Annotated in this window: 16 protein-coding genes; 10 read left to right on the top strand and 6 right to left on the bottom strand. The window is 70.6% G+C overall.

All coding sequences use genetic code 11. The features are described 5' to 3' along the window. Window positions 1-98: 98 nt before the first annotated feature. Window positions 99-1,508: a DNA repair protein RadA gene (gene radA / locus ACWDRW_RS13850; protein WP_451722930.1), complete on the top strand. Its 1,410-nt coding sequence runs from the start codon at window positions 99-101 to the stop codon at window positions 1,506-1,508. A gap of 81 nt (window positions 1,509-1,589) precedes the next feature. After that, complete coding sequence (gene disA, locus ACWDRW_RS13845; RefSeq protein WP_451722929.1) at window positions 1,590-2,714, top strand: DNA integrity scanning diadenylate cyclase DisA; 1,125 nt, start codon at window positions 1,590-1,592, stop codon at window positions 2,712-2,714. Window positions 2,715-2,753: 39 nt separating this feature from the next. Here the strand turns inward: disA and ACWDRW_RS13840 are convergent, their stop codons facing one another. Continuing rightward, window positions 2,754-3,572 (bottom strand): hypothetical protein, encoded by an 819-nt coding sequence (locus ACWDRW_RS13840; protein ID WP_451722928.1) that lies wholly within the window; start codon window positions 3,570-3,572, stop codon window positions 2,754-2,756. A gap of 224 nt (window positions 3,573-3,796) precedes the next feature. Between ACWDRW_RS13840 and ACWDRW_RS13835 the strand changes: the two genes are divergently transcribed. The 5 genes from ACWDRW_RS13835 (at window position 3,797) to cseC (ending at window position 8,276) form a co-directional block, all read left to right on the top strand. After that, the gene (locus tag ACWDRW_RS13835) at window positions 3,797-4,723 is read left to right on the top strand and encodes an A/G-specific adenine glycosylase (RefSeq protein ID WP_451722927.1); all 927 of its coding nucleotides are present in this window, start codon (window positions 3,797-3,799) and stop codon (window positions 4,721-4,723) included. 201 nt (window positions 4,724-4,924) lie between these two features. Beyond that, window positions 4,925-5,464: a SigE family RNA polymerase sigma factor gene (locus tag ACWDRW_RS13830; protein WP_451722926.1), complete on the top strand. Its 540-nt coding sequence runs from the start codon at window positions 4,925-4,927 to the stop codon at window positions 5,462-5,464. Beyond that, a complete protein-coding gene (locus ACWDRW_RS13825; protein WP_451722925.1) occupies window positions 5,452-6,123 on the top strand; it encodes a hypothetical protein in 672 nt (223 codons plus the stop codon). Before ACWDRW_RS13830 ends, ACWDRW_RS13825 begins: the two co-directional genes overlap by 13 nt. 102 nt (window positions 6,124-6,225) lie before the next feature. Next, window positions 6,226-6,927: a two-component system response regulator CseB gene (gene cseB / locus ACWDRW_RS13820; protein ID WP_451722924.1), complete on the top strand. Its 702-nt coding sequence runs from the start codon at window positions 6,226-6,228 to the stop codon at window positions 6,925-6,927. An 11-nt stretch (window positions 6,928-6,938) separates the two neighbouring features. Further along, entirely contained in the window at window positions 6,939-8,276 is a 1,338-nt protein-coding gene (cseC, locus tag ACWDRW_RS13815) for a two-component system sensor histidine kinase CseC (protein WP_451722922.1), read from the top strand. Between the two features lie 48 nt (window positions 8,277-8,324). On the opposite strand, the gene ACWDRW_RS13810 is transcribed toward cseC, so the two are convergent. From ACWDRW_RS13810 to ACWDRW_RS13800, 3 genes are all read right to left on the bottom strand, one after another. Further along, window positions 8,325-8,756, bottom strand: coding sequence for a VOC family protein (locus tag ACWDRW_RS13810; protein WP_451722921.1), 432 nt, complete (start codon window positions 8,754-8,756; stop codon window positions 8,325-8,327). Beyond that, the gene (locus tag ACWDRW_RS13805; protein WP_451722919.1) at window positions 8,753-9,235 is read right to left on the bottom strand and encodes a helix-turn-helix transcriptional regulator; all 483 of its coding nucleotides are present in this window, start codon (window positions 9,233-9,235) and stop codon (window positions 8,753-8,755) included. The genes ACWDRW_RS13810 and ACWDRW_RS13805 overlap by 4 nt, the downstream gene beginning before the upstream one ends. An 87-nt stretch (window positions 9,236-9,322) precedes the next feature. Next, window positions 9,323-10,894: an MDR family MFS transporter gene (locus tag ACWDRW_RS13800; protein WP_451722917.1), complete on the bottom strand. Its 1,572-nt coding sequence runs from the start codon at window positions 10,892-10,894 to the stop codon at window positions 9,323-9,325. 128 nt (window positions 10,895-11,022) lie between these two features. Between ACWDRW_RS13800 and ACWDRW_RS13795 the strand changes: the two genes are divergently transcribed. Beyond that, window positions 11,023-11,616 carry a TetR/AcrR family transcriptional regulator gene (locus ACWDRW_RS13795; RefSeq protein ID WP_451722916.1) on the top strand — a complete coding sequence of 198 codons (594 nt, stop codon included), beginning with the start codon at window positions 11,023-11,025 and terminating at the stop codon, window positions 11,614-11,616. Here the strand turns inward: ACWDRW_RS13795 and ACWDRW_RS13790 are convergent. Next, on the bottom strand, window positions 11,613-12,227 hold the full coding sequence (locus tag ACWDRW_RS13790; protein ID WP_451722914.1) for a M23 family metallopeptidase: 615 nt from the start codon (window positions 12,225-12,227) through the stop codon (window positions 11,613-11,615). The two genes, ACWDRW_RS13795 and ACWDRW_RS13790, sit on opposite strands and share 4 nt — an antisense overlap. Window positions 12,228-12,606: 379 nt before the next feature. Here ACWDRW_RS13790 and ACWDRW_RS13785 point away from each other — a divergent pair, with 379 nt between their 5' ends. Continuing rightward, on the top strand, window positions 12,607-15,714 hold the full coding sequence (locus ACWDRW_RS13785; RefSeq protein WP_451722913.1) for an NACHT domain-containing protein: 3,108 nt from the start codon (window positions 12,607-12,609) through the stop codon (window positions 15,712-15,714). A gap of 112 nt (window positions 15,715-15,826) precedes the next feature. Then, a complete protein-coding gene (locus ACWDRW_RS13780) occupies window positions 15,827-16,459 on the top strand; it encodes an HAD family acid phosphatase (protein WP_451722912.1) in 633 nt (210 codons plus the stop codon). Window positions 16,460-16,546: 87 nt separating this feature from the next. On the opposite strand, the gene ACWDRW_RS13775 is transcribed toward ACWDRW_RS13780, so the two are convergent. Then, complete coding sequence (locus ACWDRW_RS13775; protein WP_451722910.1) at window positions 16,547-19,072, bottom strand: ATP-dependent Clp protease ATP-binding subunit; 2,526 nt, start codon at window positions 19,070-19,072, stop codon at window positions 16,547-16,549. Window positions 19,073-19,176 lie beyond the last annotated feature (104 nt).

The following is a 19,176-nucleotide window of genomic DNA, read 5'->3' as shown; positions in this document are numbered from 1 at the left end:
GCGGGGGCCGCACTGCGGGACGACCGCCCGCAGGCCATGGTCGGACGGCGAGGACGGCGAGGACGGCGTTGTCAGTGGCGCCCTATACCGTTCCGTTCATGGCTGCCCGTACGAAGACCGCCAAGGAGCGTCCGTCCTACCGCTGCACCGAGTGCGGCTGGCAGACGGCCAAGTGGCTCGGTCGGTGCCCCGAGTGTCAGGCGTGGGGGACGATCGAGGAGTACGGCGCGCCCGCGGTCCGTACGACGGCGCCGGGGCGCGTCACGACGTCCGCGCTGCCCATCGGGCAGGTCGACGGGCGGCAGGCGACCGCCCGCCCCACCGGCGTGCCCGAGCTGGACCGGGTCCTCGGCGGCGGCCTGGTGCCCGGCGCCGTCGTGCTGCTCGCGGGCGAGCCCGGCGTCGGCAAGTCCACGCTGCTGCTGGACGTCGCCGCCAAGTCGGCCAGCGACGAGCACCCCACCCTCTATGTCACCGGCGAGGAGTCGGCGAGCCAGGTGCGCCTGCGCGCCGACCGCATCAAGGCCCTCCACGAGCACCTCTATCTCGCCGCCGAGACCGATCTGGCCGCCGTGCTCGGGCACTTGGACGCGGTCAAGCCCTCCCTGCTGATCCTCGACTCCGTGCAGACCGTGGCCTCACCGGAGATCGACGGCGCACCCGGCGGCATGGCGCAGGTGCGGGAGGTGGCGGGCGCGCTGATCCGGGCCTCCAAGGAGCGCGGGATGTCCACGCTCCTCGTGGGCCATGTCACCAAGGACGGCGCCATCGCGGGCCCCCGCCTGCTGGAGCACCTCGTGGACGTCGTCCTGCACTTCGAGGGCGACCGGCACGCGCGCCTGCGCCTGGTCCGCGGCGTCAAGAACCGCTACGGCGCCACCGACGAGGTCGGCTGCTTCGAACTGCACGACGAGGGCATCACGGGCCTCGCGGACCCAAGCGGACTTTTCCTGACCCGTCGTGACGAACCGGTCCCCGGCACCTGTCTGACGGTCACCCTGGAGGGCCGCCGCCCCTTGGTCGCCGAAGTGCAGGCGCTCACCGTCGACTCGCAGATCCCCTCCCCCCGCCGCACCACTTCGGGCCTGGAGACCTCCCGGGTCTCGATGATGCTCGCCGTCCTGGAACAGCGCGGCAGGATCAGCGCCCTGGGCAAAAGGGACATCTACTCCGCGACGGTCGGCGGAGTGAAGCTCTCCGAGCCCGCCGCCGACCTCGCCATCGCGCTCGCCCTGGCCAGCGCCGCCAGCGACACCCCGCTGCCCAAGAACCTCGTCGCGATCGGCGAGGTGGGCCTCGCGGGCGAGGTCAGACGGGTCACCGGGGTCCAGCGCCGGCTGGCCGAAGCGCACCGTCTCGGCTTCACGCACGCGCTGGTGCCGGGCGATCCGGGCAAGGTCCCGGCCGGGATGAAGGTGCTGGAAGTCGCGGACATAGGGGATGCCCTCAGGGTCCTTCCGCGCTCGCGTCGACGAGAGGCCCCACGGGACGAGGAGGACCGCCGGTAGACTTTGCCCTGGTCTCGCCCGTCCGTACGAACCGAGTGTGCGAAACGGGAGCGCCCCAGAACCTGCGACCGGAGGAGTGCAGTGGCAGCCAACGACCGGGCAGCGGCTCCCGGAAAGTCCGGTGGGAGCGCCGGTACCGATGGCCTGATGCGCGCCTCACTGAGTGCCGTGGCACCCGGCACGGCCCTGCGCGACGGCCTCGAGCGGATCCTCCGCGGCAACACCGGAGGGCTCATCGTGCTGGGCTCCGACAAGACCGTCGAGGCCATGTGCACGGGCGGATTCGTGCTGGACGTCGAGTTCACGGCGACCCGGCTGCGGGAGCTGTGCAAGCTGGACGGCGGCATCGTGCTCTCCTCGGACCTGTCGAAGATCCTGCGCGCGGGCGTGCAGCTGGTGCCGGATCCGACGATCCCCACCGAGGAGACGGGCACCCGGCACCGTACGGCGGACCGGGTCAGCAAGCAGGTCGGGTTCCCGGTCGTCTCCGTCTCGCAGTCGATGCGGCTGATCGCGCTCTACGTCGACGGGCAGCGGCGCGTGCTGGAGGACTCCGCGGCGATCCTGTCCCGCGCGAACCAGGCGCTGGCGACCCTGGAGCGCTACAAACTACGCCTCGACGAGGTCGCGGGCACCCTGTCGGCGCTGGAGATCGAGGACCTGGTGACGGTCCGGGACGTCTCGGCGGTCGCGCAGCGGCTGGAGATGGTGCGGCGGATCGCCACCGAGATCGCCGAGTACGTGGTGGAGCTGGGCACGGACGGCCGGCTGCTCGCGCTGCAGCTGGACGAGCTGATCGCCGGCGTCGAGCCCGAGCGGGAACTGGTGGTCCGGGACTACGTCCCCGAGCCGACGGCGAAGCGCTCCCGCACGGTCGACGAGGCGCTGTACGAACTGGACGCGCTGAGCCACGCGGAACTGCTGGAACTGTCCACGGTGGCACGGGCGTTGGGCTACACCGGTTCCCCGGAGGCGCTGGACTCGGCGGTGTCGCCGCGCGGGTTCCGGCTGCTGGCGAAGGTGCCGCGGCTGCCCGGCGCGATCATCGACCGCCTGGTGGAGCACTTCGGCGGCCTGCAGAAGCTGCTCGCCGCGAGCGTGGACGACCTCCAGACGGTGGACGGCGTCGGCGAGGCCCGCGCGCGGAGCGTGCGCGAGGGGCTCTCGCGGCTGGCGGAGTCGTCGATCCTGGAGCGGTACGTCTAGCCCGCGGCGCTCAGCGGACGACCAGCCCCCGGCCCGCGCTCAGTCCTTCTCCAGCACGAACGACGTCTGCGCCTTCGCGAAGCCCGGGGTGGTGGCTTCCACCAGGTAGGTGCCCGCCGCGGCCGAACCCGCCGGAGGCGTGGCGCACTCGGGGGAGCTCGGCTTGCGGTCCCACTTCACCGGGTAGGTGACGCTGCTGTCGGCGGCGACCCGGAAGACCAGACTCCCGGCGGTCTTGGGGCAGTCCGCGGAGGACCAGTAGGCGTCATCGCTGTCGGCCTGAGTGATCGTCAACACCGCGTTCTTCGGGCCGAGATCGACCTTGCAGTCTCCGCCCGAGGAGTTCGTGGCGGTGAGTTCGAGGGTGGGCGTCTCACCGGGCCCGTACGCGTTGCGCGCGCTGCGCACCGTCAACTTCACGGCGTCGGCGGTGCAGTTGGGCAGGGAGGAGCCCGCCGGAAGCGCGTCGCCCGCCCCGACCCCCGTACCGGCAGCGGAACCGCCGCCGCCCGCGCTGCCGTCGGAACCCGAGCCCGTACCGGAGCCGTCGCCGGAACCCGAGCCGTCGTCCGACCCGGAGGTGTCCCCGGACCCCGACCCCTCGTCGTCCGACTCGTCCCGCCCGCCCGGCGCTTCACTGATCGCGGGACCGGAGCCGGAGGGGCCCGGCGTGATGGTCGAGGGCGCGGGATTCTTGCCGTTGCTTCCGTTCGCGCCGTTCTTGTCGCCCCCGCCGCCCGAGGCGACGATCCAGGCGATCAGCAACGCCAACAGGGCGAGTACGGACAGCAGTACGGCCCTCCGTCGCCAGTAGATGGAGGAGGGAAGCGGCCCGACCGGATTGCGCAGAGATCCCACGGCGCAAACTGTACGAGAGATCGGCGCGTTACCTTGCCGCACCCGCCGCCCGGGCCACAACTTTTCCGGATCATCATCCCGGCACGCCGTCCCAACGGGCGCTCCCACCCGTGTTCTTCGTCCGGCCGCGCCCCGCTGGGGGCACCGCACAGTGACGCCGCCATACCCCACGGGGTGGCGGTGCCGCCCGCCGGGGCGTCGCGCATGGCAGGATCGGTAGGGCCATGACTGCGCCCACGAAGCCCCACGTTCACCCGGAGCTCGCGGATTCGCCCAAGGGCGAGTCGCTGCACGCTCCCGTCATCGACTGGTTCGACGAGCACGCCCGGGACCTGCCCTGGCGGCGGTCCGATGCCGGGCCGTGGGGGGTGATGGTCAGCGAGTTCATGCTCCAGCAGACCCCGGTGAACCGGGTCCTGCCCGTCTACGAGCAGTGGCTGGCCCGCTGGCCCCGCCCCGCCGACCTGGCCGCCGAGGCCCCCGGCGAGGCCGTCCGCGCCTGGGGCCGGCTCGGCTATCCGCGCCGCGCGCTGCGGCTGCACGGCGCCGCCGTGGCGATAGCGGAACGGCACGGCGGAGACGTACCGACCGATCACGCGCAGCTCCTCGCGCTGCCCGGGATCGGCGAGTACACGGCGGCCGCGGTGGCCTCCTTCGCCTATGGGCAGCGGCACCCGGTGCTCGACACCAACGTCCGCCGGGTCTTCGCCCGCGCGGTCACCGGCGTGCGGTACCCGCCGAACGCCACCACCGCCGCCGAGCGCAGGCTCGCCCGTGCGCTGCTGCCCGAGGACGTGCCGACGGCCGCGCGCTGGGCCGCCGCCTCCATGGAGCTGGGCGCGCTGGTGTGCACGGCGAAGAACGAGTCGTGCCACCGCTGTCCGATCGCCGCGCAGTGCGCCTGGCGGCTCGCGGGCAAGCCGGAGCACGAGGGGCCGCCGCGCCGCGGCCAGACCTACGCCGGCACCGATCGCCAGGTCCGCGGCAAGCTGCTCGCCGTGCTGCGCGAAGCCCACGCGCCCGTGCCGCAGGCGGACCTGGACCGCGTATGGCACGAACCGGTGCAGCGGGCCCGCGCGCTCGACGGGCTCGTCGCGGACGGGCTGGTGGAGCCGTTGCCCGGCGCTCTGTATCGCTTGCCCGCCGGCTGACCGCCCGCCAAATCACCCCGAACCGGAGCGATCCGGTGCCCTCCTTTACCCCTGGCCTACTTCCGTTACACAACCGACGGACAGCCGATTGCCAGCCGCAGGCTGCTTCGGACAGCGCCGTGACAACGCCTCCGTAGCTTCTGTTGCGTGCCCGACGGGGTGGCACGCAGGGAAGTTCACGGGGAATCGGAGGCGGTCAACATGGCGCAGGGCGAGGTGCTCGAGTTCGAGGAGTACGTCCGCACCCGGCAGGAGGCGCTGCTGCGCAGTGCCCGCCGGCTGGTCCCGGACCCCGTGGACGCCCAGGACCTCCTCCAGACGGCGCTGGTACGGACGTACGGCCGCTGGGAGACGATAGAGGACAAGCGGCTCGCGGACGCCTACCTGCGCCGGGTCATGATCAACACGCGCACCGAGTGGTGGCGGGCCCGCAAGCTGGAGGAGGTCCCGACCGAGCAGCTGCCGGACGCCTCGGTCGACGACTCCACCGAGCAGCACGCGGACCGTGCCCTGCTGATGGACATCATGAAGGTGCTCGCCCCCAAGCAGCGCAGTGTGGTCGTGCTGCGACACTGGGAGCAGATGTCCACGGAGGAGACGGCCGCCGCCCTCGGTATGTCGGCCGGAACGGTCAAGAGCACGCTGCACCGGGCGCTCGCCCGGCTCCGCGAGGAGCTGGAGAGCCGCGACCTGGACGCACGCGCGCTGGAGCGTGAGGAGCGGGAGCGTTGCGCGGCCTAGCCACTGAGGCCACAAGGGCGGCCGGGGCACGACGGACTTCCCAGGCGGTGATCACGGCGTCGGCCGTGTTCGCCGCCCTCGGCCTTTTCGTGTCCGCCTGCGCCACCGGCGGCACCGGCGCCCGCGACGAGGGCCCGGCGCGCGACGAGTCGGCGGCGGGCGCCGCCGTCGTCCCCTCGGCGTCCCCCGCGCCCGCGTCGACCGGCCGTCCCGGGCAGGCCGAGCTGGTCCGGCTGATCAAGTCGGATCCTCGGGTGTCGCGGGAGGTCAAGAGCGATCTCCAGCCGTGCGTCGCGGACGACTACCCCATCGACACCTCCTTCGGCGACCTCACCGGCGGATCCTCCGAGGACGTCGTGGTCAACGTCCTGACCTGCGGAGACGGCGTCGGTGTGGGCTCGTATGTGTATCGCGAGCAGAACGGCACGTACGAGAACGTGTTCAAGGCCGAGGAGCCGCCGGTCTACGCGCAGATCGACCGGGGCGATCTGGTGGTGAGCAAGCAGGTGTACGAGAAGGGCGACCCGGTGTCGAGCCCGTCCGGCCAGAACGTGATCACGTACCGCTGGCGCGAGGGCCGCTTCGCCCAGGAGTACTTCTGGCACAACGACTACGGCACGGTCGCAGGCGACGAGCCCTCTCCGGTGCCGGCCGAGTGAACCGATCGGGCCCTCCGCCCCGATCATCTTGTACGACTCGCTTTGCGTCACTCTCTTGTACGACAACCACACGCCCCCCACACGAGGACTGAGAGCACCGGGATGGCAGACCAGACCCACGTTCTGTTCGTCGAGGACGACGACGTCATCCGCGAGGCCACCCAGCTCGCCCTGGAGCGGGACGGTTTCGCGGTCACCGCCATGCCCGACGGACTGTCCGGTCTGGAGGCGTTCCGCGCGAACCGGCCCGACATCGCGCTGCTGGACGTCATGGTCCCGGGTCTCGACGGCGTCAGCCTGTGCCGCCGTATCCGCGACGAGTCGACCGTGCCGGTGATCATGCTGTCGGCGCGGGCCGACTCCATCGACGTGGTGCTGGGGCTGGAGGCGGGCGCCGACGACTACGTGACCAAGCCGTTCGACGGTGCCGTGCTGGTCGCCCGGATCCGGGCGGTGCTGCGCCGCTTCGGGCACGCGAGCGGCACCCAGGGCGAGGAGCCGGGGGCGACGGCGGCCGGCGGGGTGCTGACCTTCGGCGAACTGGAGATCGACACCGAGGGCATGGAGGTGCGCCGGGCCGGCATGCCGGTGGCGCTCACGCCCACCGAGATGCGGCTGCTGCTGGAGTTCTCGTCGGCGCCGGGCACCGTGCTCTCCCGCGACAAGCTGCTGGAGCGGGTGTGGGACTACGGCTGGGGCGGGGACACCCGGGTCGTCGACGTCCATGTGCAGCGGCTGCGCACCAAGATCGGCCAGGACCGGATCGAGACGGTCCGCGGCTTCGGCTACAAGCTCAAGGCCTGAACGGGGCGGGCATGCGGGGGATCACCTGGCGCCGCGCGGACATCCGCGCGGCCGACATACGTACCGGGCTGAAGTGGAAGCTCAGCGCGGCCATCGCGCTGGTCGGCGCGCTGGTGGCGGTCGCGCTCAGCCTGGTCGTGCACAACGCGGCGCGTGTCTCGATGCTGGACAACGCCCGCGATCTCGCCGACGAGCGGATCAAGATAGCGCAGCGCAACTACGAGCTGTCCGCGCGGCCGAACTTCCCCAACGTCAAGGTCGACGACCCCGATCTGCCGGCGGCCCTGCGGGAGAAGGTGCGGGAGGGGCGGCGGGCGACGTACGTCACCGACTCGCCCGGCGGCGGGCCCGACATCTGGGCGGCCGTGCCGGTGCAGGACGGGCATGTGCTGTCGCTGCACACCGGGTTCACCGACCGCAGCACCGACATCCTCAAGGACCTCGACCAGGCCCTGGTGATCGGCTCCATCGCGGTCGTCCTCGGCGGTAGCGCGATCGGGGTGCTGATCGGGGGTCAGATGTCGCGCCGGCTGCGCAAGGCGGCGGTCGCGGCGGGGCAGGTCGCCAAGGGCGAGACGGACGTGCGGGTGCGGGACGCGATCGGCGGGGTCGTCCGGGACGAGACCGACGACCTGGCGCGGGCCGTGGACGCGATGGCGGACGCGCTCCAGCAGCGGCTGGAGGCCGAGCGCCGGGTCACCGCCGACATCGCGCACGAGCTGCGCACTCCGGTCACCGGTCTGCTGACCGCGGCCGAGTTGCTGCCGCCGGGGCGGCCGACCGAGCTGGTCCTGGACCGGGCGAAGGCGATGCGCACGCTGGTGGAGGACGTCCTGGAGGTGGCCCGGCTGGACAGCGCCTCGGAGCGGGCCGAACTGCAGGACATCATGCTGGGCGAGTTCATCACCCGGCGGGTGGCGGCGAAGGACCCGGACGTCGAGGTGCGGGTGGTGCACGAGTCGGAGGTCACCACCGACCCCCGGCGCCTGGAGCGGGTGCTGTTCAACCTGCTGGCCAACGCCTCCCGGCACGGCAAGCCGCCGATCGAGGTCACCGTCGAGGGCCGCGTCATCCGGGTCCGCGACCACGGCCCCGGCTTCCCCGAGGCCCTCCTCGCGGAGGGCCCGAGCCGCTTCCGCACCGGCAGCAGCGACCGCGCCGGGCGGGGGCACGGCCTGGGACTGACCATCGCGGCGGGCCAGGCGCGGGTGCTGGGCGCCCGCCTGACCTTCCGCAACATCCGCCCCGCGGGTGCGCCGGAGGGCGTCCCGGCGGAGGGGGCGGTGGCGGTGCTGTGGCTGCCGGAGCACGCGCCGACGAACACGGGCAGCTATCCGATGCTGCCCTAGGGGTCCGGAGCTCCTTCGGCAGCACTGCTACGGCCCGCCGTCCGCCGGCTAAAAGTCCTTCGACATGTCCAGCTCCTCGCTCCGCTCCGTCAGCGAGTACCAGTTGCCGTTGTCGTCGCGGAAGATCGCCTCGATGCCGTACGGCCGTTCCTGCGGCTCCTGGATGAACTCGACCCCGCGGGCGGCAAAGGTCGCGTGGTCCGCCCGGCAGTCGTCCGTGCGGAACGCGCCCGCGCCGATGACGCCCTTGCCGACCAGCGTCTTGAGCGCCTGCGAGGACTCGGGGTCGAGGCCGGGTCCGTCCAGGCTCATCAGGGCCAGTTCCACGTCCGGCTGGTCCTTGGCGCCGACGGTCACCCAGCGCATGTCGCCCATCGCGACCTCGCTGCGCACCTCGAAGTCGAGCTTCTCCGTGAAGAAGGCCTTCGTGCGCTGCTGGTCGAAGGTCCACACGGTGGTGATGCCCAGGCCCTTGATCATGGTTCCGCTCTCCTGTCCTGCGGGCTGCTTTCCCGGTCACCGTAAGCAGGGGCGGACTCGGGGCGCTTCTCCGATGTTGCGGAGCTCGGCCGGGGGAAACCGCCGGCCCAGAGCATGGCGTAGCAGCCGGGGATGAGCGAGGCACCGGCGCGGACGTACCTCCTGCGGTACTCGCTCGGGGAGAGCCCGGTCCGTGACCTGAAGCGGGCCGAGAAGGTGCCGAGGCTGCTGAAGCCGACCAGATGGCAGATCTCCGTGACGGACAGGTCGGCGCCCCGGAGCATCTCCTTCGCCCGCTCGATCCGGCGGTGCGTGAGGTACTGGCCGGGGGTCTCGCCGTACGCCGCCTTGAAGGCCCGTACGAAATGGAAGCGGGAGTACCCGGCGTACGCGGCCACGGCGGCGAGCTCGAGACCGGGGTCCGCCCAGTCCCGGTCCATCGCGTCCTTGGCCAGCCGCAGCTGCCGGGTCTTGTCCATACGGCCGATGGTGACACGCGCCACTGACATCGACGCGCGCCACCCGCGAGGGCCCGCTTCACCAGGCCGCCGTCGACACCGCCCGGATCAGACGGTCTCCGCCACCGGAGCCTTCGGCGCCCCGGCCCCGTCCTCGGGCTTCGGCCCCGCCCCCTTCAGCGGGACCTCCTTCACGAACACCGCCGCGATCAGCGCGATCACCGTCACCGCGGCGCCGAGGAGGAAGGCGGAGTGGGTGCCCGCGGACACCGCGTGCTGGTAGGCCTCGCGGACCGGCTCCGGCAGCTTCGCCAGGCTCGCCGCGTCCAGCTGCGCGGACTGCTCGGTCATCTTGGAACCGAGCGCCCCGCCCCGCTCGGCCATGACGTCCTGGACCCGGCTGTTGAACAGCGCGCCCATGATCGCGACACCGAAGGAGGAGCCGAGGGTGCGGAAGAGGGTGGTGGAGGAGGACGCGACGCCCATGTCCTTCATCTCCACGCTGTTCTGCGCGACCAGCATGGTGATCTGCATCAGACAGCCCATGCCGAGTCCGACCACCGCCATGTACACCCCGGAGGTCAGCCGCGAGGTCCCGGTGTCCATGGTGGACAGCAGGTACAGGCCGATCACCATCATGACGCTGCCGGCGACCGGGAAGACGTAGTAGCGGCCGGAGTTGGTGGTCACCCGGCCCGCGACCATCGAGGTCACCAGCATCGCGCCGAGCATCGGCAGGAGCAGCAGCCCGGAGTTGGTGGCGGACGCGCCCTGCACGGACTGCTGGTACAGCGGCAGGAAGAGGGTGGCGCCGAACATCACGAAGCCGACCATGAAGCCGATGACCGACATCAGGGTGAAGTTGCGGCTGCGGAAGATGTGCAGCGGCAGCACCGGCTCGGCGGCCTTGGTCTGCCAGAACACGAACCCGACCAGCGCGGCGACGCCGATGCCGATCAGCTCCATGATCCGAGCGGAGGTCCAGGCGTACTCCGTGCCGCCCCAGGTGGTGACCAGCACGATCGCGGTGATGCCGACGGTCAGCAGCCCGGCGCCGAGGTAGTCGATCCGGGCCTCGGACCGCTTCCTCGGCAGGTGCAGCACGGCGCTGATCGCGGCGAGGGCGACGACGCCGAGCGGCAGGTTGATGTAGAAGGCCCAGCGCCAGCCCCAGTGGTCGGTGATGGTGCCGCCCACCAGCGGGCCGCCGATCATCGCGAGCGCCATGACGCCGGCCATCATGCCCTGGTACTTGCCGCGCTCCCGGGGCGGGATGAGGTCGCCGATGATCGCCATCACGCCGACCATGAGTCCGCCGGCGCCGAGTCCCTGCACCGCGCGGAAGCCGATGAGCTGGCCCATGTCCTGGGCCATGCCGCTGAGGGCGGAGCCGAGCAGGAAGAGCACGATCGAGGACATGAAGACGCCCTTGCGGCCGTACATGTCGCCGAGCTTGCCCCACAGCGGGGTGGAGGCGGCGGTGGCCAGGGTGTAGGCGGTGACCACCCAGGAGAGGTGTTCGAGGCCGCCCAGCTCCCCCACGATCGTCGGCATCGCGGTACCGATGATCATGTTGTCGAGCATCGCCAGCATCATCGTGATCATGAGCGCGAGGAGCACGACCCGCACGCTCCTGGGCTGTTTCTCCGCTACCTCGTCCAACGCCTGTGCCTGCGCCATGACTCCCACTCCCCCGGCTACTTACTTGCCGCCCGGCTAGTTGTCTACACTTCAGGAAAGTAGAGGCGTAACTAGCCGGGCGTCAAGTAAGTTTTTGGAAAGCGCGCGGGACTACGAGGATGGGCGGCATGGACGGCACCAGGCAGCGGCGCCGCGGGGACACCCGCCAGCGCATCCAGGACGTGGCGCTCGAGCTCTTCGCCGAGCAGGGCTACGAGAAGACCTCGCTGCGCGAGATCGCCGAGCGTCTCGAAGTCACCAAAGCGGCGCTCTATTACCACTTCAAGACCAAGGAAGAGATCATCGTCAGCCTCTTCGAGGATCTGACGAGGCCGATCGAGGACCTGGTCGCCTGGGGCCGGGAGCAGCCCCACACCCTGGAGACGAAGCAGGAGATCGTACGGCGCTACGCCGCGGCCCTCGCCGAGGCGGAGCCCCTGTTCCGCTTCATGCAGGAGAACCAGGCGACGGTACGGGATCTCAGCATCGGCATGATGTTCAAGGACCGCATGATGGGCATGCGGGAGATCGTCATCGACCCCGGCGCGGACATGGTCGACCAGGTCCGCTGCATCAGCGCGCTGTTCACCATGCACGCCGGGATGTTCGTGCTGAAGGAACTCGAAGGCGACCCCGAGGAGAAGCGCGCGGCTGTCCTGGAGGTCGCCATCGATCTGATCACCCAGGCGCACGGCGGCGCCCGGAAGCCACAGGAGCCTTAGATCGACAGGCCCTTGCCGCGCAGGAAGGACACCGGGTCGATCGCCGAGCCGTAGTTGGCGGTCGTGCGGATCTCGAAGTGCAGGTGCGGGCCGCTGGAGTTGCCGGTGTTGCCGGACAGGGCGATCTTCTGGCCGGTCTTGACGATCTGACCGACCTTCACCTGGATCTTCGACAGGTGGGCGTACTGGGAGTACGTGCCGTTGCCGTGCTTGATCACGACGGCGTTGCCGTAGGCGGGGCCGTCACCGGCGCCGTTGGAGCCGGCCTTGACGACCGTGCCGCCGTGCGCGGCGTAGACCTGGGTGCCGCTGGCGACGGCGAAGTCCTGGCCGCTGTGGGTGGACTGCCACATGGCGCCGTTGGCGGCGAAGCTCGCGGACTTCGTGTACTTCTTCACCGGCTTGACCCAGGAGACGGCCTTGGCCTTCTTCGCGGCCTTGGCGGCCGTGGCGGTCTTGGCGGTGGCGACGGACTTCGCGGCGGCGGGCTCTGCGGCCGAGGCGACTCCGGCCCCCAGCACGACCGTCGCCCCCAGGGCGGCGGCCACTGCGGCGACGCGGGTGCGGAGCAGGGACGTACGGGAAGAACGGACGGAGACGCGCTGGGACATCAGAACCTCGGGGTGTCGGGGACATAAGAACCACCCGGCGCTCAGGCGGCTGCCGGGCGGGCCAGTCCTTGGTACCCCCATCGCCCATCAGCCCTCAAACGTGTGATCTACGACCGAAACTAGTACTTAATCCCAAAACCCCAGCCTCATTGACAGAGCCCCCATCTGGGACGAATACGCCCATTCTGGTGGAGTCGAGACCAGAGGTGTGGACCAAAAGTCCGATTTATCCCGAAGGGCCTTTCCACTATTCCTCCTAGTACGTGACGCACGCCCTGTGCGGCATGTCACCGGCACTCAAGATCCAAGGACGCCCGAATGTGACCGGCGCTACGCTGACCTGCGTTCATGCGACGACGGGGGAGGAGTGGGCGCCGACATGGAACCCACGGTCATGGGTGTCCGGCTGGCCTCCTCGCTGGTCGTCCCGCTGGTCAGAAAGCTCTTCGTCACCGAGTCCGCCGGTGCGGCCCTCGTCGACCGGCCGGTCCGGATCTCCGGGTTCGTCTCCTTCCGAGGCGAGAAGCGCGCCCTGGACCGCTCCGACCTGCACAAACTCTCCGCCGAGCTGGTCCGGCAGGCCCTCCGGGGCGGCGAGCGGCCCCTGCGCGACGACGAGGAGCCGGCCGTCGTGCACGCCCTCGCCGACACCCTGTACGCGCTGGGCGACCTCACCCTGACCGACGTACAGGCGGTGGACCTCGGGCACGAGGTCCTGGCCGCGAGCCTGAGGAAGGCGGGCGGCCATCCGGACCGGGAGCTCTCCTACGACGCCGGCCAGTTCTACGAGCGGCTGCTGGCCACGGCCTGTCTGCACATCGTCCACTTCTTCACCCAGCGCTCCACGTTCGTCGCCCGCACCCTCGTCGAACAGTCCCGGCGCCAGCGCGAACTCGTCGCCAAGGTCGACGAGCTGATCGCCCGCACCCCGCCCACCGGCGGCACCGACACCGCCTTCGAGCGGCGCTATCTGCCCTACGTCGCCACCAGGCACGGCAAACTCACGATCTACGGCATCGACTTGGCCGACTCCCCCGACCGCTGGCCCCTGGACGCCGCCTACCTCAGCCTCCAGGCCCTCGGCCCCGCCGAGGACGACCGCGCGAGCGGCCCCGGGGGGCCGCGCTTCGCCTCCGCCGTCGGCGCGCTCCCCGCCGAGCAGGCCATCGCCGCGCACGACCGGGTCCTGCTGCGCGGGGTCGCCGGGTCCGGCAAGACCACGCTGGTGCAGTGGCTGGCGGTCACCGCCGCCCGCGGCGAGCGCGGCGACCGGATCCCCTTCGTGCTGCCGCTGCGCACCCTGGTCCGCCGCGGCCTGCCGGCTCCGGACGCCTTCCTGTCCGCCGTCCACGTCCCCTTCCACGCCGGCCAACCGGACGGCTGGACCGACCGCGTGCTGACCGCCGGGCGCGGGCTGCTGCTGGTCGACGGCATCGACGAGATCCCCGAACGGGAGCGGGAGCGCACCCGACGCTGGCTGCGCGAGCTGCTCGACGTCTACCCCGGCAACCAGTGGCTGGTCACCTCCCGCCCCTCCGCCGTACGCGAGGACTGGCTCGCCGCCGACGGCTTCACGGAGCTGGCCCTCACCCCGATGAGCCAGGACGACGTGGCCGCGTTCGTCGAGCGCTGGCACACCGCGGCCGGGATCGACGCGCCCGACCCGGAGCGCCTGGACGGCTACCGGCGCTCCCTGCTGGACGCCGTACGCACCAAGCCGGACCTCGGGCGGCTCGCCACCAACCCCCTGATGTGCGGCCTGCTGTGCGCCCTGCACCGGGACCGGCGCGGCTATCTCCCGCACGGGCGCAAGGAGTTGTACGACGCGGCCCTGTCGATGCTGCTCGCGCGGCGGGACGAGGAACGGGACATGCACGTCCCCGGCGGCGTGTTCCTGACGGAGCTGCCGCAGATCCAGCTCCTGCAGCGGCTGGCGTACTGGCTGATCCGCAACAACCAGTCCGAGCTGGACCGCGACCGCGCCGAGCGGATCATCGCCGACGTGCTGCCGTCGCTGCCGGTCGCTGCGGACCAGGGCGACGCCGCGCAGATCCTGCGGTATCTGCTGGTCCGCAGCGGGCTGCTGCGCGAACCGGCCGCCGGGACCGTGGAGTTCGTGCACCGCACCTTCCAGGACTACCTGGGCGCCAAGGCCGCCGTGGAGGACGGCGACTTCGGACTGCTGGTGCGCGGGGCGGCGGACGAGCAGTGGGCGGACGTGGTCCGACTGGCGGTGGCACACGCCCGGCCACGGGAACGGGCGGATCTGCTAAGGGACTTGAGCGCGGCGGCGGAGCGGGCCGAGGGCGCGGTGAGCGCGCGCGTACGGCTGCTCGCGCTGGCCTCGCTGGAGCACGCGACGGAGCTGGATCCACGGGTCCGGGAGGAGGTCGAGCGGAACGCGGCCTCGCTCATCCCACCCCGGACCACGGAGGAGGCCCGCGCCCTGGCCTCGGTCGGCCCGCTCGCCCTGGAGCTGCTGCCCGGCCCCGAAGGGCTCAGCGAGGAGCAGGCGCGGGCGGTCGTGGTCACCGCGTCCCTCATCGGGACGGAGGCGGCGCTGCCGGTGCTGGCCCGGTACCGGAACCATCCGGGCCTCGACGTGCGCGCCCAGCTCTCCTGGACCTGGTCCCGGTTCCCCACCCGGCAATACGGCGAGGAGATCGTCGCCCATCTGCCCGAGGAGGGGCTGTTCTTCAGCGCCCGCTCGGCCGACGAGCTGCGTTTTCTGCGCGGGCTGGGCGGCAGGCGTTCCGTGCAGCTGTCCGGCCCGGTCGCCCCGGACGAGATCGGCGCCGGCCTCGACCCCGCCACCACGACCGAGCTGGTCCTGCGCGACAACGACGAACTGCGGGATCTGGGCTGTCTGTCGGAGCTGCGCCGCTTGAGCTATCTGGACGTGAACAGGTGCCCGCGTCTGGAGAGCCTGGCCGCGGTGGCCCCCCTTCCGCTGATCTGGCTCTCCCTGGACCTGCTGCCCGGCGGCCTTGACCTCTCCGCCCTCTCCGGCTCGCCGACCCTGGACCAGCTCGACCTCGGCATCCTCCTGGACGGCGACTCCCTCGACGAGGCCCTGCCCCGGGACCTGGGCCTGCGCTATCTGCGCTTCACCAAGCACGCGCTGGAGCGGACCGGCCTGCGCGGCCTGCACCGCTTCCCCTCGCTGAAGCGGCTGAGCCTCGCCCGGCTGACCACCGAGCTGTCGTCCGCCGACCGTGAAGAGGTGGCCCGGCTCCCGGAGTTGCGGCATCTGCACATCGACTGGCAGCACAACGGCGGCTGGGCGGGCCCGCCCCTGCCCGAGGTGACCCATCTGCGGCTCAACAACGTCCAGGGCACCGAGGACTTCTCGACCGTCCCCTCCCTGTTCCCCGGCCTGCGCTCGGTCACCGTCGTGCACGCCCCGGACGTCACCGAGATCCCCGAGGACGTCCTCGCCCCGCTGCCGGCGAACCGCACCTTCGAGAGAATCCGCCGCGTCGTGTGACGCACACCTCTAGTCACCTACCGTTCAGTAACCCTACGGTTTCCCTCGCGCCACCCAGCTCGACGAACATGCACACGACATGCTGGCCGTTCGCGAAGGGACCCCCACACACATGACCACCCGCCGCCCCTGGGCGCTCCGCATCGGCACGACCGCCGCCGCAGCCGCCGCTCTCGTCGCCGTCACCGGCCCCGCCCAGGCCGCGCCGACCTCCGCCACGACGACCGTCGCGACGGCCGCCGCCACGGCGGACGTCGACTACGACACCTGGCAGCAGGACTGCCGGCTCGTCATGGACCAGGCACTGCCCCAGCTGAAGCAGCGGATCGCGAACACCAAGCCCGGCGAGAAGCAGGCGATCGTGTTCGACATCGACAACACCACGCTGGAGACCGACTTCGGCTTCAGCTACCCCCAGCCGGCCAACCAGCCGGTCATGGAGGTCGCCAAGTACGCCCAGGAGCACGGCGTCGCCCTGTTCTTCGTGACCGCCCGTCCGGGCATCATCTACTCGGTCACGGACTTCAACCTCAAGTACCGCGGCTACAAGGTCGCCGGGCTCTACGTCCGCGGCTTCTTCGACCTGTTCAAGAACGTCGGCGACTACAAGACGGCCCAGCGCGTCGACATCGAGAACAAGGGCTACACGATCATCGCCAACATCGGCAACAGCGCGACCGACCTGTCGGGCGGCCACGCGGAGAAGACGTACAAGCTGCCGGACTACGACGGCCAGCTCTCGTAGTTCTCGGGGCTCGCACCCCCTGAGGCGGATGGGCAGGCATGCGAAAGGGGCCGGTGCTGGAGAGCACCGGCCCCTTTCCGCCGAGGCTTACGCCTCCTTGCTCAGGTTCGGTCCGGCACCGCCGGCCGCCTGCTCGATCGGCGGGACGTCGGGCAGCGCCGACTTCTCCTCACCGCGGAAGGTGAAGGTGGCGGAGTCACCCTCGCCCTCGGTGTCCACGACCACGATGTGACCGGGACGCAGCTCGCCGAAGAGGATCTTCTCCGAGAGCGAGTCCTCGATCTCGCGCTGGATGGTGCGACGCAGCGGACGCGCACCCAGCACCGGGTCGTAACCCTTCTTGGACAGCAGCTCCTTGGCGGACTGGGAGAGCTCGATGCCCATGTCCCGGTCCTTCAGGCGCTCGTCCACCTTGCCGATCATCAGGTCGACGATCGCGAGGATGTCCTCCTGGGTCAGCTGCGGGAAGACGACCACGTCGTCGACGCGGTTGAGGAACTCGGGCCGGAAGTGCTGCTTGAGCTCGTCCGAGACCTTGTTCTTCATGCGCTCGTAGTTGGACTTCGTGTCGCCCTGGGCCGCGAAGCCCAGGTTGAAGCCCTTGGAGATGTCCCGGGTGCCGAGGTTGGTCGTCATGATGATGACCGTGTTCTTGAAGTCCACGACCCGGCCCTGGGAGTCGGTCAGCCGACCGTCCTCCAGGATCTGCAGCAGCGAGTTGAAGATGTCCGGGTGGGCCTTCTCGACCTCGTCGAAGAGGACCACGGAGAACGGCTTGCGGCGGACCTTCTCGGTCAGCTGGCCACCCTCTTCGTAGCCCACGTAGCCGGGGGGCGAACCGAAGAGCCGGGAGACCGTGTGCTTCTCGCTGAACTCCGACATGTCGAGGGAGATCAGCGCGTCCTCGTCGCCGAAGAGGAACTCGGCGAGCGCCTTGGACAGCTCGGTCTTACCGACACCGGACGGACCGGCGAAGATGAACGAACCACCGGGACGCTTGGGGTCCTTCAGACCGGCACGCGTACGACGGATCGCCTTCGAGAGCGCCTTGACGGCGTCCTTCTGGCCGATGACCCGCTTGTGGAGTTCGTCCTCCATGCGCAGCAGACGCGAGGACTCCTCCTCGGTCAGCTTGAAGACCGGGATGCCGGTGGCGGTCGCGAGGACCTCGGCGATCAGCTCGCCGTCGACCTCCGCGACGACGTCCATGTCGCCGGCCTTCCACTCCTTCTCCCGCTTGGCCTTGGCGGCCAGGAGCTGCTTCTCCTTGTCGCGGAGGGAGGCGGCCTTCTCGAAGTCCTGCGAGTCGATCGCGGACTCCTTGTCCCGGCGGACACCGGCGATCTTCTCGTCGAACTCGCGCAGGTCCGGCGGCGCGGTCATCCGGCGGATGCGCATCCGGGAGCCGGCCTCGTCGATCAGGTCGATCGCCTTGTCCGGCAGGAAGCGGTCCGAGATGTACCGGTCGGCCAGGGTGGCGGCCTGGACCAGCGCCTCGTCGGTGATGGAGACGCGGTGGTGCGCCTCGTACCGGTCGCGCAGACCCTTGAGGATCTCGATCGTGTGCGGCAGGGACGGCTCGGCGACCTGGATGGGCTGGAAGCGGCGCTCCAGCGCGGCGTCCTTCTCCAGGTGCTTGCGGTACTCGTCCAGGGTGGTGGCACCGATGGTCTGCAGCTCACCGCGGGCCAGCATCGGCTTCAGGATGGAGGCCGCGTCGATGGCGCCCTCGGCGGCACCCGCACCGACCAGCGTGTGGAGCTCGTCGATGAACAGGATGATGTCGCCGCGGGTGCGGATCTCCTTGAGCACCTTCTTCAGGCGCTCCTCGAAGTCACCGCGGTAGCGGGAGCCGGCGACCAGCGCGCCGAGGTCGAGGGTGTAGAGGTGCTTGTCCTTGAGGGTCTCGGGCACCTCGCCCTTGACGATGGCCTGGGCGAGGCCCTCGACGACGGCGGTCTTGCCGACGCCGGGCTCACCGATCAGCACCGGGTTGTTCTTGGTACGGCGGGACAGCACCTGCATGACCCGCTCGATCTCCTTCTCGCGCCCGATGACCGGGTCGAGCTTGGACTCACGAGCGGCCTGGGTGAGGTTCCGGCCGAACTGGTCGAGGACCAGGGACGTCGAGGGGGTGCCCTCGGCAGGCCCGCCGGCGGTGGCGGTCTCCTTGCCCTGGTAACCGGAGAGCAGCTGGATCACCTGCTGCCGCACCCGGTTCAGATCTGCGCCCAGCTTGACCAGGACCTGGGCCGCGACGCCCTCGCCCTCACGGATCAGGCCGAGCAGGATGTGCTCCGTGCCGATGTAGTTGTGGCCCAGCTGAAGGGCCTCGCGGAGCGACAGCTCCAGGACCTTCTTGGCACGGGGGGTGAAGGGGATGTGCCCGGACGGGGCCTGCTGGCCCTGGCCGATGATCTCCTCCACCTGCTGGCGGACCGCCTCGAGCGAAATCCCGAGGCTCTCAAGGGCCTTGGCGGCGACACCCTCACCCTCGTGGATCAGGCCCAGGAGGATGTGCTCGGTGCCGATGTAGTTGTGGTTGAGCATCCGGGCTTCTTCCTGAGCCAGGACGACAACCCGCCGCGCGCGGTCGGTGAACCTCTCGAACATCGTTAATCGCTCCTCAGAGCGGTCAGGCAGTGGGGGGAACTTCCCCTCCCTGTCCTTCCGCAGCTTAGTCCCGCAAGCGGGGACCGCTCATTCCAACTGCCGAC

The organism is Streptomyces sp. NPDC003635 (assembly GCF_053587635.1).
Note: the sequence above shows the minus strand (reverse complement) of the source record. Positions and strands in the feature narration are given on the sequence as shown.

Bases quoted from the DNA above. Each gene is read 5' to 3' on its own strand.
- radA (WP_451722930.1), top strand. From the start codon at position 99: ATGGCTGCCCGTACGAAGACCGCCAAGGAGCGTCCGTCCTACCGCTGC.
- ACWDRW_RS13835 (WP_451722927.1), top strand. From the start codon at position 3,797: ATGACTGCGCCCACGAAGCCCCACGTTCACCCGGAGCTCGCGGATTCG.
- ACWDRW_RS13830 (WP_451722926.1), top strand. From the start codon at position 4,925: ATGGCGCAGGGCGAGGTGCTCGAGTTCGAGGAGTACGTCCGCACCCGG.
- cseB (WP_451722924.1), top strand. From the start codon at position 6,226: ATGGCAGACCAGACCCACGTTCTGTTCGTCGAGGACGACGACGTCATC.
- cseC (WP_451722922.1), top strand. From the start codon at position 6,939: ATGCGGGGGATCACCTGGCGCCGCGCGGACATCCGCGCGGCCGACATA.
- ACWDRW_RS13810 (WP_451722921.1), bottom strand. From the start codon at position 8,756: ATGATCAAGGGCCTGGGCATCACCACCGTGTGGACCTTCGACCAGCAG.
- ACWDRW_RS13805 (WP_451722919.1), bottom strand. From the start codon at position 9,235: ATGGACAAGACCCGGCAGCTGCGGCTGGCCAAGGACGCGATGGACCGG.
- ACWDRW_RS13800 (WP_451722917.1), bottom strand. From the start codon at position 10,894: ATGGCGCAGGCACAGGCGTTGGACGAGGTAGCGGAGAAACAGCCCAGG.
- ACWDRW_RS13795 (WP_451722916.1), top strand. From the start codon at position 11,023: ATGGACGGCACCAGGCAGCGGCGCCGCGGGGACACCCGCCAGCGCATC.
- ACWDRW_RS13790 (WP_451722914.1), bottom strand. From the start codon at position 12,227: ATGTCCCAGCGCGTCTCCGTCCGTTCTTCCCGTACGTCCCTGCTCCGC.
- ACWDRW_RS13785 (WP_451722913.1), top strand. From the start codon at position 12,607: ATGGAACCCACGGTCATGGGTGTCCGGCTGGCCTCCTCGCTGGTCGTC.
- ACWDRW_RS13780 (WP_451722912.1), top strand. From the start codon at position 15,827: ATGACCACCCGCCGCCCCTGGGCGCTCCGCATCGGCACGACCGCCGCC.
- ACWDRW_RS13775 (WP_451722910.1), bottom strand. From the start codon at position 19,072: ATGTTCGAGAGGTTCACCGACCGCGCGCGGCGGGTTGTCGTCCTGGCT.